Source organism: Pristimantibacillus sp. PTI5 (genome assembly GCF_048572955.1).
Taxonomy (GTDB): domain Bacteria; phylum Bacillota; class Bacilli; order Paenibacillales; family Paenibacillaceae; genus Pristimantibacillus.
Window position 1 is genome coordinate 6,023,604 of sequence record NZ_CP183886.1, and the last position, 14,880, is coordinate 6,038,483.

At 46.5% G+C, this 14,880-nt stretch carries 10 protein-coding genes; 7 read left to right on the forward strand and 3 right to left on the reverse strand.

The genetic code is table 11. From position 1 onward, the window contains the following. The first annotated feature begins 1 nt into the window (after position 1). From ACN6MW_RS26490 to ACN6MW_RS26520, 7 genes are all read left to right on the forward strand, one after another. Complete coding sequence (locus tag ACN6MW_RS26490; RefSeq protein ID WP_419872826.1) at positions 2-1,624, forward strand: glycoside hydrolase family 5 protein; 1,623 nt, start codon at positions 2-4, stop codon at positions 1,622-1,624. 457 nt (positions 1,625-2,081) lie between these two features. Continuing rightward, positions 2,082-3,866 carry a sensor histidine kinase gene (locus ACN6MW_RS26495; protein WP_419872827.1) on the forward strand — a complete coding sequence of 595 codons (1,785 nt, stop codon included), beginning with the start codon at positions 2,082-2,084 and terminating at the stop codon, positions 3,864-3,866. Next, on the forward strand, positions 3,841-5,271 hold the full coding sequence (locus ACN6MW_RS26500) for a response regulator transcription factor (RefSeq protein ID WP_419872828.1): 1,431 nt from the start codon (positions 3,841-3,843) through the stop codon (positions 5,269-5,271). Before ACN6MW_RS26495 ends, ACN6MW_RS26500 begins: the two co-directional genes overlap by 26 nt. A gap of 158 nt (positions 5,272-5,429) precedes the next feature. Further along, positions 5,430-7,154 (forward strand): extracellular solute-binding protein, encoded by a 1,725-nt coding sequence (locus ACN6MW_RS26505; RefSeq protein ID WP_419872829.1) that lies wholly within the window; start codon positions 5,430-5,432, stop codon positions 7,152-7,154. Positions 7,155-7,222: 68 nt separating this feature from the next. After that, positions 7,223-8,113: an ABC transporter permease gene (locus ACN6MW_RS26510; RefSeq protein ID WP_419872830.1), complete on the forward strand. Its 891-nt coding sequence runs from the start codon at positions 7,223-7,225 to the stop codon at positions 8,111-8,113. Between the two features lie 20 nt (positions 8,114-8,133). Further along, a complete protein-coding gene (locus ACN6MW_RS26515; RefSeq protein WP_419872831.1) occupies positions 8,134-9,024 on the forward strand; it encodes a carbohydrate ABC transporter permease in 891 nt (296 codons plus the stop codon). Between the two features lie 923 nt (positions 9,025-9,947). After that, positions 9,948-11,444, forward strand: coding sequence for a malate:quinone oxidoreductase (locus tag ACN6MW_RS26520; RefSeq protein ID WP_419872832.1), 1,497 nt, complete (start codon positions 9,948-9,950; stop codon positions 11,442-11,444). A 107-nt stretch (positions 11,445-11,551) separates the two neighbouring features. Here the strand turns inward: ACN6MW_RS26520 and glpK are convergent, their stop codons facing one another. Genes glpK through ACN6MW_RS26535 form a run of 3 tightly spaced genes read right to left on the reverse strand, consistent with a single transcriptional unit; the run spans position 11,552 to position 14,864 of the window. Further along, on the reverse strand, positions 11,552-13,075 hold the full coding sequence (glpK, locus tag ACN6MW_RS26525) for a glycerol kinase GlpK (RefSeq protein WP_419872833.1): 1,524 nt from the start codon (positions 13,073-13,075) through the stop codon (positions 11,552-11,554). A 2-nt stretch (positions 13,076-13,077) separates the two neighbouring features. Continuing rightward, the gene (locus ACN6MW_RS26530) at positions 13,078-14,016 is read right to left on the reverse strand and encodes a transketolase family protein (RefSeq protein ID WP_419872834.1); all 939 of its coding nucleotides are present in this window, start codon (positions 14,014-14,016) and stop codon (positions 13,078-13,080) included. Between the two features lie 5 nt (positions 14,017-14,021). After that, positions 14,022-14,864, reverse strand: a complete 843-nt coding sequence (locus ACN6MW_RS26535) for a transketolase (protein WP_419872835.1) — start codon at positions 14,862-14,864, stop codon at positions 14,022-14,024. Between the last annotated feature and the right edge of the window lie 16 nt (positions 14,865-14,880).

Consider the following 14,880-nt stretch of genomic DNA (forward strand, 5'->3'; position numbering starts at 1 on the left):
GATGGGAAAATCCATAGAGGTACAAGGTTTCGTAAAAGCCTCTGGCAGAAAAATCATTAACGGCAACGGCCAAGAAGTCCTGTTTCGGGGCGTCGGCTTCGGCAGTTGGATGCTGCCAGAAGGCTATATGTGGCGGTTTCCCGATCAAGGTGACCGTCCACGCCGAATTGAACGCATGATTAAAGAATTAGTCGGAGAAGAAAAATCCGCACAGTTTTGGGATATTTATTACGAAAATTATATTTCAGAAAAAGATATCCAAAAAATCGCGAGTGAAGGGTTCAATTCCGTTCGCGTGCCGATAAGTGCCAGATTCCTGATTGAGGACGGAGAACCTTTGCGTCTAATCAATGGACGTATCGAGATGATTGACAGCGTTATTGACTGGTGCCGTGAACATTTGCTTTATGTCATCCTTGATTTACACGGTGCTCCCGGTGGACAAACGGGGACGAATATCGATGACTCGGAACAGGATAAACCGGAATTGTTCATGGATGATAAGAATAAACGGTTAACGGTCGCATTATGGAAAATGCTCGCGGAACGCTATAAAGAGGAATGGATCGTCGCAGGATATGACCTGTTGAATGAGCCGCTTCCGCAATGGTTCTCGGAATATAACGATCAAGTTATGCCGCTTTATAAAGAGATCGTGAACGCCATCCGAGAAGTGGATGACCGGCATATGATTATTTTGGAAGGTGTGCACTGGGCTACCGATTGGTCTATTTTCGACGAGAAGATTGACGACAATCTCATGCTGCAATTCCATAAATATTGGAATAACCCGGATACGGAAAGCATCCAGTCATTTCTGGACAAACAGAATGAGTGGAACGTACCGATTTTCATGGGCGAAGGCGGTGAAAACAACTGCGATTGGTTTGCAGGCGTATTTCGTCTGTATGAAGATCACGATATATCCTGGAACTTCTGGACATGGAAAAAGATGGACTGTACCAATTCTCCTTGTTCAGTAAATATGCCAATTAGCTGGAAATTGCTCGTTGACTATTTGGAGGGTGGGAAGAAACCGGATGCGGAAACCGCTGAGAGGATCCTCTGGGAATATCTAAACAATTTGTTATTTGAACATTGTGTGTATCGATCAGAGGTCGTTAATGCTCTTTTCCGTAGGCCTCCAGTTCGTATTCCTGCAATCTTTTATGGTTACAAAGGTGAGGGGACAAGTTTCGGCATCGGGAAACCATGTGATAAGAAGATTGGTTTTAGAGTTAATGATGGAACAGATATCCGATTTGTAGAAGAACAAAGAGATAAACCTTTTTTCCAACATATGAAGGGTGAAGAATGGCAACCGGATGAGCTTTTATATGTACAGCTTGCTCCAAATGATTGGCTTGCCTATGAATTTACCGTTCCATCCTTCAGTTCCACGTTTGAGTTTACTTTAGAATTATGCTTTCGCATGGAAGAGTTTGGGGTAATTGAAGTTACTGTGGATGACGATCTTATCGGTCTAGCCGATACGTGTGGAGATTCCTGGCAGACAATTAAACTGCACGAACATTTTTGTGCCGACGATGGTCTGCACCGGTTAGTTTTGAAGGCCAAAGGACAGCCTGTTGCAATGCAATGGCTTCGTATTGTACCCGTTTAGATGTCGGAAAGTGCATATTCTCTGTTAATGCCTCCATTACCGCCAATTGAGGTGCAAATAGAGCAATACCGATTACTGCTAAATGAAGCTGCTTCACTCTCTTTGCCATATTCAGACTTATTAAAAATTAGTCAGGATCTCAATGAATTACTAAACATCCATTATAGTAAAAGAAAATTCTAAGAGAAACAAATAAGATTCCTGCCTGTGAAGACCTTCACACGTAAAGGCCGCTGACAATTAATGTTAGCGGTCTAATTAATTTTCTTGGGATACGGGAGGGGCGGTGATCTCAGCTGTATCGGCTGCTGCTTATGACACGGCATAATCTATTTCTAGTGTCGAGCGCATCGCATTGTATAACTAGAATGAATCGCTTACAATAGTATCGCAAAGGGCCTAAGCGATGTGGAATGTACACATTTATCCTCAAAACGAAGACAAGGGTGTCGATCGGATGAAGCGTTTAATAGCAAAGTTCAGAATAATATCGTTTGAGAGATTAACCTTAAAAAAAAGAATCATTCTAATTTTCGCTGCAAGCACGATCATCCCGTTCCTTTGTACCGCGCTTGTCTCTAATCATGCGATTACATTAATTTTGAGCAAAAACTTAAATTCCGGGGTTCAAAGCAATTTGCATCAAGTCCAATTATCATTGGAGACGACCATTAGCAATTTGAATCATGTATCGCAACAATTGGCTTATCCGGGCAGCGTGGGTATGATGCTGGAGCAGTATTTATCCGCAACCCAGCAGTATCAGAAAGCCGTCTTAATTGAAGATATTCAAACGGAGCTGAATCTGATAACGTTCACGAATCCGTCTACAAACTTAGTAATGTACTATTTTAAGAATGAAGATAGCTATTTGTTTCAAAACAATGCTATAAGAGATGATTTCTCATTAAGCAAGCTGCCAATGCTTGCCTCCTACTACGGCATCACTTATTACGGCCCGCATATTAGCAACAGCATGTATAACAATGAGTTCGTGCTCTCAGCGCTGCGACGGGTCGATGTGCCTGGCCGTGAAGGTATTTACGTCTATATTGAATCAGGCTTTAAACTGACGCAAAGTATTCTCGAAAGTGATCGAATCGGCAAAAACTCGTTTCACCTCATTCTCGATAACGATGGCCGAATCGCCTACAGTGAGGCCGGCAGCATTTTTCCCCAGAACGGCTATTTTTCTCCGGACGGCAAACCGTCGGATCATGCGGTTGACAGTGAAGCCGGTCTGATGAACGGCTATTATTGGTTTAAGGGCACAAGCAACCAAGGCTGGAGCATTGTATCGCTTATTCCGAAAGAGGATTATAACCAGGAGAAAAACCGCTGGATCAAGCAAATGATCTATTTGTTTGCTTTATTTACGAGTATTGGTCTCCTTCTCGCTTGGCTGCTTTGGAAGATGGTTTATAAGCCCTTGAACCAGTTTAATATGGAGATGAAAAATGTGATCAGCACACGCATTCAGTCACCAGTGGTTCGCACCACTATCCCTGAATTCAACTATCTGCTAAAGCAGTTCCATAATATGAAGAATCAAATCGCGAACCTGTTTCAGGAGGTGGAGCAGAAGGAAAAACGAAGAGCTGATCTTGAGGTGGAAAAGCTGCTTTACCAGATAAATCCGCATTTTCTTATGAATACGCTGGATACGGCCCATTGGCTGGCCGTGATGAACGGGCAGAAGGAAATTGACCGTTTGGTGCTGTCCTTGAATAAGCTGCTTCACTATAATCTGGGCAAACTAGGCCAGAAATCCACCATAAGAGAAGAAATCGATTCGCTCAGGCAGTACCTCATTTTGCAGCAAATCCGTTATGACTTTGCTTTCGACGTGCGGATTGAAGTAGAGGACGATGTGCTGGATGCAGCGGTACCCCGCTTTATTTTGCAGCCGCTTGTGGAAAATTCACTGTACCACGGTCTAGATGACGATGGCTATATTCAGGTAGACGTAAAGCAGAAAGAACATATCGAGATTACGATACAAGATAACGGAGCGGGCATTACGCAAGAGAAAATCGTGGAGCTGCTGAATGAGCCGAAAAACCCGCAGGAGAAGGTCGGTATGGGTATCGGTATGAGCTATGTCAAACGGATGCTTGAGTCCTATTACGAGGGTCATGCGAAGCTGGACATTGTAAGCGAAATTTCCACAGGCACCACTATACGCCTTACATTACCTTTCAGGGAGGTGAGCCAAGATGATGAACGTGTTGGTCGTGGATGACGATAAACTGGTAAGAAAAGGGCTGATTTCTGCAATGCCTTGGCATGATTTTGATTTGCATGTTATTGGTGAAGCCAAAAATGGCGAGAAGGCGCTTGAATTTCTTGCTGCTGCAGATGTCGATTTGCTGCTTACCGATTTAGCGATGCCGATCATGTCCGGGCTTGAATTGATGAGAGTCGTACGCAAGCAGTATCCGCATATCTTTATCGTCGTATTAACCCTGCATCAGGATTTTGAATATATACAGGAGGCCCTGCGCCTTGGGGCGATTGACTATATTGCCAAGGTGCAGCTCGAGGAGGAGAACTTTGAGGAGGTACTGGGGCGGATTTGCGGACGTATAGCCGAGGAGCAGGCGAAGCTGGAAGCACTGGAGAAAGAGCGGGGTATTGAAGCGCTCCGTTTGGATACAGGGTATGCGATGATCGCCGTCGCGCTCGAGGACAAGGAGCGGCCGCGAATAATCGTACCGATTCAGGTCGGTCAAGTGCCGGAACACGAAATTATGCCTCATTTAAGATTGTGGCTTCCAGCCGATGAACAGGCTGCTGCCCAGATTAGAAAGCATTTAGCCGAGGCGGCAGCGGATCATCCGGAGCTTTGCCTCCTAGAACTGAGCGGCTTGGAGGGACTGTCCATCCCAGTGGTAGAAAGACTGCTTATCGCTTATAAAGCCAACGGTTTTTATTATGACTATCAAGAGGATATCAAGATTTATTCATTGTCTGTAAATCACATAATGGCGCAGCCGCCTGAAGTGGACAAAGCAGCCCTTTTGTCCGTACGGGAGAAAGGCCTATCTTTGGAGTGGATTCACAAGCTAGCGCAATATGAGCAGCTTGTCGAGCAATTGTATGAGCTGCGAATGCCTTCTTCTCAGCTTGTGAATGAATTAAACCAGTGGATCGTGGAGTGGAATTGGATTTATCAGCCGGCATCCTCAAGCAGACTTGAACCGCCGGCATCGATGGACGCTTGGGTACACATTGAAGATTGGCTGGGGAGGACCCGGCAGCTTCTTCTCGAGGCATTAGGCAGACCTCTTTATTCGTCAGACGTACAGGATTGTATCGTAAAGGCCGTGCAGCTCATTCATGCCGGTCTTGCCGAACGACTGAATGTGATAAGCATTTGCCAGCAGGTCAATATGAGCCGGAGCTATTTCAGCCAATGCTTTCGGGACATTATGGGCGCAACATTCAATGATTATGTAAGGCAGCTTCGCGTAGACAAGGCGAAAGAGTATTTGACGAAGACCAATAAGACGATCTTTTGGATCGCCGAGCATACGGGCTACGCGGATGAAAAGTATTTCAGCCGGATTTTCCGCAAGCATACAGGTCTGCTTCCAAGCGAATTTCGGCAGCTTCGCCGCGAAGGTGAACAATCGTCCAAACTTTAGGGGGACAAACGTCCGAAGTCCCGCAAAATCGTGGTTTATGCCGTGAAAATCAAAGCATTGACCCACCTAATTATGAGACCGTACTCTAACCATGAGAACGGTCTCATTATGCTATTGTAAGAGTAAGAAAAACATTAACGCGAAAGAAGGGGTGCAAGATGAATAAAATAAATCAAGTCAAAGTGCTGCTGTTTATGATTATGCTGCTTGTGATCAGCGCTTGCAGCAATGCAAACAATTCCCCAAATAATACAGGAACGAATGCGGAGAGCGCAAATACGCCGAGCAATTCGGAAGCTCCTCAGGACCCTTTTGGCAAATACGCGGAGCCAATTAAAATCAGTATTGGAATGGAGATTGATCCCACGGACAAAAGCCTGCCTGCCGGAGATACGCCTCTAGACAATCAATATACGCGCAACATCAAGGAAAACCTGAATATAGAGGTGGAGCATACCTTTACGGCATCAGGTGCCAACATGCCCCAAAAAATTAGTATGGCTATTGCCAGTAACGACCTGCCGGACGCGATGGTTGTAGGACCAATCGAGCTGCGGCAAATGGTTGAGGCCGATCAGTTGGCTGATTTGACAGACGTATACAAAAACTATGCATCCCCTACGATTAAGGAAATTATTGAAGGCACAGACGGCGCTGCATTGAAATCGGTTACATTTGACGGGAAAATTATGGCTATCCCCGGTGTCCAGCTGAAAGCAGACGGTATTCATACGATGTGGATTCGTCAAGATTGGCTGGATAAGCTGGGCCTTGAGGCTCCAAAAACAATAGAGGATTTGGAGAAGGTTGCAAAAGCTTTCGTGGAGCAGGATCCGGATGGTAACGGCAAGGCGGATACCATCGGTATTTCCGGTCCGCAAAGCGGCGACGGCAAGATGTATGCGAACTTCCTGGAATCGAAAAATAATCTGTATGGCTTTGACGCTATCTTCTCTGCCTTCGGCGCGTATCCGGGCTTTTGGGTTAACGGAGCAGACGGCAAGCCTGCGTATGGCTCTACCCTTCCGGAAACAAAAGAAGCGCTTGTTAAGCTGAGTGAAATGTACGCTGCCGGTCTCATCGATCCGGAAATGGCTGTGCGTAAGGATTCGAAGGAGCCGGTTGTAAGCGGAAAGTCAGGCATGTTCTTCGCGCCATGGTGGATGGGCTATGGACCTGTATCCGATGCCGTCCAGAACGATCCGAAAGCAAATTGGCAGTCCTATGCACTGCCGCTGAACAAGGATGGCAAGTTCAGCCCGCATATCGGTACGCCTTCCAGTGATTTTGTTGTCGTCCGCAAGGGCTATGAGCATCCCGAAGCCCCTATGAAAATGCTGAACAATCTGTTCAAAAATGAATCGGAAGCGACCTTTGACCCAAGCAAGGGCGGGCCGGGCTTTTATCCGCTCCGCCTAGTATACGCGCCTTCTGACGAAACGGAATATACCGTTAAAGCGATACGCGAGGTGCTAGCGGGCACTAAAAAGCCTGAGGATTACGCAGCGGACGTTAGCTACAAGCTGCTTGCATCCGATCTGAGAGATATTAAGAAAGTAAAGAACGAGCCTTACGATCAAATGGGCATTGAAACATGGAATCCAATCGCGGATATGGGCATTTGGACGCGGGCTTACTCGATAATGGTAGGCGGTACACCGCTTGTCGATACGAGCATGGAGGATGTACCGAGTTTAATTTACGAGCAAACGCCATTGATGGAGAGTCGATGGGTCAACCTGAAGAAGATGGAAGATGAAATGTTCTTGAAGATCGTGATGGGCGCGGCTTCAGTAGATACCTTTGATACCTTTGTGGCTGACTGGAAGAAACAAGGCGGAGATCAAATTACACAGGAAGTAACAGATATCGTTAACCCGTAGTTTGAAAACGGCGGCGCCGATGTAATGTCGGTGCCCAGCCGCTTGAAATCATTGAAGGGAGAGATAGCATGAAAACGAAAGGGTTCGCCAAGCATTATTACCTCATGCTGTTGCCAGGCTATCTTTGGCTACTGATTTTCAGCATCATTCCTATGTTTGGCATTATCATTGCATTCCAGCAATTCAACCCCGGAAAGGGGATTTTCGGATCAGAAATTATTGGACTTGAGCACTTTAGATATATGTTTGCGCTTAATGATACACGGGATGTGTTTGTTAATACGCTGTACATTGCCGTTATGAAAATAATTGCGAATCTCATCGTGCCGCTTATGTTTGCGCTGATGCTCAACGAGCTGCGTCTATTGATTATGAAACGATGGGTTCAAACGATCGTATATTTGCCTCATTTTTTGTCATGGGTTATTCTCGGCGGGATTGTTCTTGATCTATTCTCCTATAAAGGACCTATCAATCAGCTGGCTGGACTGTTTGGCATGGAGCCGGTCATCTTTTTTGCCAATGCGAGCTTGTTTCCCTATCTGGTGATAGGCAGCGATGTATGGAAGGAATTTGGCTTCAATACCATTATTTATTTGGCTGCGCTGACAGGCATTAGTCCTGCACTGTATGAAGCGGCAGGCATAGACGGCGCCTCGCGGTTTCGCAGCTTGTGGCATATTACGCTCCCTGGCATTCGGACGACCGCAGTGCTGCTGACCGTTCTTAGCTTAGGAAATGTGTTGAATGCCGGCTTTGATCAAGTATTCAATCTATATAATCCGCTTGTTTACTCGACGGGGGATATCATCGATACCTGGGTATACCGGACAGGATTGCTGAATTTGCAATATGAGCTGGCAACAGCTGTCGGTTTACTAAAATCTTTGGTCGGCTTCATCTTAATTTCCGTGTCCTACTACTTGGCTTACAAGTTCATCAACTACCGCATATTCTAACGAGCACAGGAGGTGACGGGATGGTTCGCGATACAACAATCCGTTCAAAAGCTTTCGATATTCTATTGATCATCGTCTTGGCTCTTATTACTCTTACCTGTATTTTGCCGTTATGGTATACGCTAGCGCTGTCATTGAGCTCGAATTCAGCAGCGGCGGCAGGCAGAGTATGGTTGTGGCCGATTGATTTTAATTTAAATGCGTATCAGCAAATTATACAAGACAGTCAATTTTTCAACTCCTTCTGGATTTCGGCGAAACGCGTTTTTCTGGGTGCCGGCTTGAATTTAATTGTGGTAGCCATGATGGCTTATCCGCTCTCAAGAAGCGTGCAGCAATTCAAGGCACGTAATGTGCTCATGTGGACGCTTGTATTCACTATGCTGTTCAATGGCGGCCTCATTCCGCTATACTTAACGATCAAAGAGCTTGGCATGCTTAACAGCATATGGTCGATGGTGCTTGTCGGCGGTGCACATACCATCGTATTTAATGTCATTCTGACCGTTAACTTTTATCGGAATCTCCCAAAAGAAATGGATGAAGCGGCGCTCGTAGACGGAGCAGGACCGTGGGATGCGCTAATTAAAATTTACATTCCGCTCGCTGTTCCTGTTCTAGCAACCGTGACCTTATTCAGTATTGTTTATCACTGGAATGAATTTTTGTATGGGCTGATCTTCATGACACGTGAGGAATATTATCCGCTGCAAACGTATATCCAGCAGCTTGTCGTTTCCGTCGATCCGTCTACGATGACTGAGGATCAGTATAAACGTATGTCTGAGCTGTCAAACCGGACATTGGATGCCGCAAAAATATTTATAGCCATGCTGCCGGTGTTAGTCGTGTATCCGTTTCTGCAGCGGTTTTTCATTCATGGAATTACGTTAGGCTCTGTAAAAGAATAGCTTATGGCGGACTGCTGTGAAGCAGTCATATGCTGCTATATATTATAGACGGCTGAGGGTCTGTTTCCGCAATTTGCGGGCGCACATCATCAGCCTTTTATTATACAAACAATTCTTCAACGTCCGGCTTGGTTAATAACGATCAAATATGCCAATACTGAACGTAATGGCTGCCTTCTATTGGATAAAAGGGAAGTATGACAGCATTTCCTCGTAATTTGACAAGACGAGTGACGTGAATATGGTCCAAGCGGGATTATTTGTATTTGATGACCTGTTTGCTTGGAGGGACAAAACCACCCCTGAAAGAGAGTGAAACTGGTGATAACACCTGAGCCGATAGAGTTGCAATACATAAAACGACTAAGTGACGAAGAGAATACTCTGATCGAAGCGCTACGGACGATCCATATGCCTCCTGCAGCTGCTTTGCTGCTGGTTAGGAACGAGCTGAAAGGTCCGTTGAGAAATGTAACCATGGCAGCGATCCTAGACGGGTTCTTGGCGAGGCATACAGAAGGAGATACTTAGACATAATAATTATTACTGGATAATAAAGATAAAGTGTTCAACAAGACAGGCATCTAATCAGATGCCTGTTTTTTTTATTTTTGAGGGAGTCATACAGCAATGGAACAACAATAAAGGCCAAAGAATAAGATTTATTATGCGTAAAAGTTAGGCAGGTTATTAGAAAATAAATTTGGATGGATGGACTTCTCACTTTATACTGGCTTTTAAATAGTCTATAATTATAAGATAATAGTAGATATTTTAATCTATAAAAAATTGTAATAGACTATGATATAGTTATAGTATAATCAGAAAAGGTATGTGACACGGTCGCGCCTTGGCTTGGTGTGACGCATAAGCAGGAGCGCATACATCCTTTCTGCAAATTTTAGGGTATAAGGATGGGAAAAATGAGTAACAGTGAAACCAAAACAGACGTCATTTTGATTGGTGCCGGCATCATGAGTGCGACTTTAGGAACACTTCTGAAAGAACTAAGACCGGAATGGGAAATTACAGTGTTCGAGAAGCTCGAAAGTGCTGGCGAAGAAAGCTCTAACGAATGGAATAATGCAGGAACAGGGCATGCGGCACTGTGCGAGCTTAATTACACTGTCGAAAAACCAGACGGATCCATAGATATTAGCAAAGCGATCAATATTAATGAACAATTTCAGCTATCCATGCAGTTCTGGTCCTATCTTGTTAACAGCAAACTGATACGTAATCCGGAGGATTTTATCAAGCGATTGCCTCATATGAGTATGGTACAAGGGGAACAAAATATAACGTTTTTAAAGAAACGTTTTGAAGCGATGATAAACAATCCTCTGTTTCAAGGGATGGAATTTTCAGATGATCCTAAAAAACTGATGGAATGGATTCCGCTTATTATACAAGACCGTCCATCGAATGATCCTATAGCGGCAACAAAAATCGACTCAGGCACTGATGTCAACTTTGGTGCTTTAACGCGCATTTTGTTTGACCACTTAAAAAGTAAAAACGTCGATATCAAATACAAACATAGCGTTGATAATATGAAACGTACCAGCGACGGCTCATGGGAATTGAAAGTGCGCAACGGCAGCGGTAACGTCGAACGCCATACAGCCAAATTCGTTTTTATCGGAGGCGGCGGAGGAAGCCTGCATTTACTGCAAAAATCCGGTATTCCTGAAGGGAAACATATTGGAGGATTCCCGGTAAGCGGGATATTTATGGTGTGTAATAATCCGGATGTTGTAGCGCAGCATCATGCAAAGGTATACGGGAAAGCTAAGGTTGGCGCTCCTCCGATGTCAGTTCCGCATCTTGACACAAGATTTATCGACAATAAAAAATCGTTGCTATTTGGACCGTTTGCCGGCTTCTCGCCAAAGTTCTTAAAAACCGGTTCAATGTTTGATTTGGTAACTTCCGTAAAACCGGATAATCTCGTAACGATGTTGTCGGCTGGCGCAAAAAACATGTCATTGACAAAATACCTGATCGAGCAAGTTATGTTATCGAAAGAAAAACGCATGGAAGAGCTGCGAGAGTTTATCCCGACGGCCAAAATCGAGGATTGGGAATTAGTAGTCGCGGGGCAACGTGTGCAAGTGATCAAAGATACAGAAGCTGGCAAAGGTACGCTTCAATTTGGCACGGAAGTTATTAGTGCTTCTGACGGCTCGATTGCAGCGCTGCTAGGAGCTTCTCCGGGTGCTTCTACTGCTGTTCACGTGATGTTGGAAGTATTTAAAAAATGCTTCCCGCAGCATATGAAAGAGTGGGAACCGAAAATTAAAGAAATGATTCCTTCTTATGGCATATCGCTAATGAAAAATCCAGAGCTTCTGCAAGAAATCCATGCTGCAACAGCCGAGACGCTTGGACTAAAAGAAAAAGAACTGGCCTATAATTAATCATGCAAACCTATAAAAACAGGACAGCCGATATCTTCGGCTGTCCTGTTTTTACTAAATTCTCCATCGTCCGATATTCCCAGCTGGCGAAGTGCCATTACGCTGTCTCATTTTTTTGATCGCGGTAAACCGTCATCCTGAAAGAGGAGGGCAGATACGGCTTTTCGCCATCCTTCGAGACACGCGCTCCTTTCGGAATCGTTCATTTGAGGGGTATAGGTAACTGAGCTTTGAACAATTTTTTTAAGATCCTCCGCAGAGCTCCATATCCCGACGGCCAACCCGCCCATAAATACAGAACCCATTGCGGAAAGCTCGGCAACTCCGGTCCGAACGACTTTTTTCCTCAAGATATCCGCTTGAAATTGCATCAGTAAAGTATTTTCAGCTGCGCCTCCATCGGCGCGAAGCTCCTCGAGCGTAATTTCTGATGCCGTTTGCAGCAGTTCAACTGCGTCGTGAACCTGATAGGCAATGCTCTCTAGGGCAGCCCGAATGATATGCGCTTTTCCTGTTCCCCGGTTCATGCCGGATATGGACGCCCTTGCATTAGGCTGCCAATAAGGCGCTCCGAGTCCGACAAAGGCGGGAACGAGATAAACGCCTTGGTTGCTCGGCACTTGGGTCAGCAGTTGATCCATTTCCTCGAAAGTATCAAATAATTCCAAGTTCTCCCGTAACCATTTCAAGCTGTCGCCAGACGTGCGTATGACCGCTTCGAGAGCATAGGTTACGCTTTGTTCCCTGCCCCAAGCAATGGTCTGAACCAGGCCGCTCCCCAATGCTGCCGGCTGCGAGCCTATATTCATCAGCACGGAGGTTCCCGTACCGTAGGTGGCCTTCGCCATGCCTTCTTCTAGACATAAATTACCGAACAAAGCTGCCTGGGAATCGCCGATTACGCCGGAGATTGGGATGGTTGCCCCGAGCCAGCTGTTTTTCTCCGTGTAACCGAATTTCTCGTCCGAATATTTCACTACCGGCAGCATGAAGGAGGGAACCCCGAAAATCCGGCACAGTTCCTCATCCCATCCCAGCGTATGAATATTAAACAGCGAGGTCCGGCTGGCATTCGTATAATCCGTTACATGAGCCTTGCCTTCCGTCAGCTTCCAGATCAACCAGCTGTCCATATTGCCGGCCAGCAGCCTTCCTTCGGCAAGCTTTTCACTTACGCCTTCCGCGTGATCCAATATCCATTTCCATTTGGAAGCGGAGAAATAAGGATCAAGCATGAGCCCCGTTTTGTCCCGCACGGCAGACTCATGCCCATCGGATCGGAGGCTGTCGCATGCTCCTGCTGTCCGCTGGCATTGCCAGACAATGGCATTATACACGGGCAGACCGGTAATTCGGTCCCAAATAACAGCCGTTTCCCGTTGATTGGTTAAAGTAAGCACCGCAATCTCTTTAGCGGCCGTACCTGTTTGTTCGAGCACCCCGAGCACGCATTCCTTCACGTTCTCAAAGATGGCGATCGGGTCATGCTCGACCCAGCCCGGCTCCGGATAATATTGTTTATGCTCAGCCGAGCTTCTGCCGAGAACAGCTCCGTCGCTGTTCACAAGCAGTGCTTTCGTACCGGAGGTGCTTTGATCAATGGCTACTATATATTTTCCCATGGCTGCCATCCTTATTTGCCCAATAGTTCCAAAGCGATCTGCTTGATATTGCTCGCGTTGATTCCGTAATGGTTGAACACTTCGGTTGTTTTTCCGGCGATGGCCGGCTCATCCGGAATGCCAAGAATACGTACGGGAACGGGATGCTGCTGTACGACGACCTCAGCCACTGCCGCGCCAAGCCCCCCGTGAATGCTGTGCTCTTCAACCGTGATGATCCGTCCCGTTTCGCGCGCGGCGCTGATAATCGCAGCTTCGTCAAGCGGCTTGATCGTATGCATGTTAAGGATTCTCGCGGAAACGCCGGCTTCCAGCAACTCGTCATAAGCATCCAACGCAACCCTTACCGTCTCCCCGGCAGCAATAATCGTAATGTCCGTGCCCTCGCGCATCTTGCTTGCTTGACCGATAACGAATTCATAATCATCAGATTCATATACATCCTCGACCGGATTGCGGCCAATTCGCATATAGGCGCCGCCTTCATAGGAAACAAGAGCTTCCGTCATTTTTTTCGTTTCATGCCGGTCCGCGGGCAGAACGATAGCAAGTCCCGGAATTGCCCTCATTACAGCAAGATCCTGCACGGAATGATGGGACATGCCGAGCGCGCCGTAGCTGACTCCGCCGCTAATGCCGACCAGCTTCACGTTCGTGGCGGAGTAAGCGACATCGACTTTGATTTGCTCGATGCTCCGCATGCTTAGGAAGCAAGCAGGGGATGTAACATAAGGTTTTTTGCCGCTGTGCGCGAGTCCTGCCGCGATACCAACGATATTTTGTTCCGCGATGCCAACCTCGACGAATTGCTCCGGAAACGTATCCGCGAACGGACCCATTGCCGCCGAGCCCCGGGAATCGCTTGCAAGTACCATGATATCAGGGTCGTTCTCCGCCAATCTTAGAAGCGTATCGCAAATGACTTGCCGGTTCGGAATTTTATTTGCCATGTTGTTTAAACCTTCCCTTCCAGCTGATAGGTTTCAAGTAAAGCCGTCAGCTCGTTAATCGCAAGCTCCAGCTGCTCGTCGCTAGGGACATGATGATGCCATTTAGCCGAATTTTCCGCGAAGGAGACGCCTTTGCCTTTCACGGTATTCGCCATAATAAGAGTAGGTTTGTTCTCAGCCGCCGGCGCTGCTTCAAGCGTTTGCACAAGCTCATCCATGTCATTGCCGTTGATCGAAACAACATGCCAGCCGAAAGCTTCCCATTTGTCTTCAAGTGGATCGAGTCCCATGACATCCTCGGTAGATCCGCTGATTTGCAGGCGGTTCCGGTCGATAATACCAACCAAATTATCGAGTTTAAAATGTGCGCCCGCCATGGCGGCTTCCCATACGGAGCCTTCTGCTTGTTCGCCGTCGCCCATCAGGCAGAAAACGCGGTAGCCGCTGTTATCGCGTTTGGATGCAAGTGCCATGCCAACGGATATCGCAAGACCGTGGCCCAGCGCACCCGTATTCATCTCTATGCCGTTCACCTTGTTATTCGGATGGCCGATTAGCCGAGACCCAAACTGGCTGAAGGTCTGCAGCTCCTCCTTTGGAAAAAATCCAAGATCGGCCAGGATGCACCATAGCGATTCCACGGAATGCCCCTTGCTGGCGATGAAACGGTCTCGCTTATCCCATTTCGGATTTTGAGGATCAAGCTTCATAATCCGATAATATAAGGCTGTCAAAATATCGGTGTTGCTTAAAGAACCGCCGGTATGTCCGGTTTTGGCGTTATGAATCATTCGAAGCAGGTCCATCCGGATGTTTGCCGCTTTTGCTTTTAATGCGATTGTCTCCATGCCAATATTCCTCCCC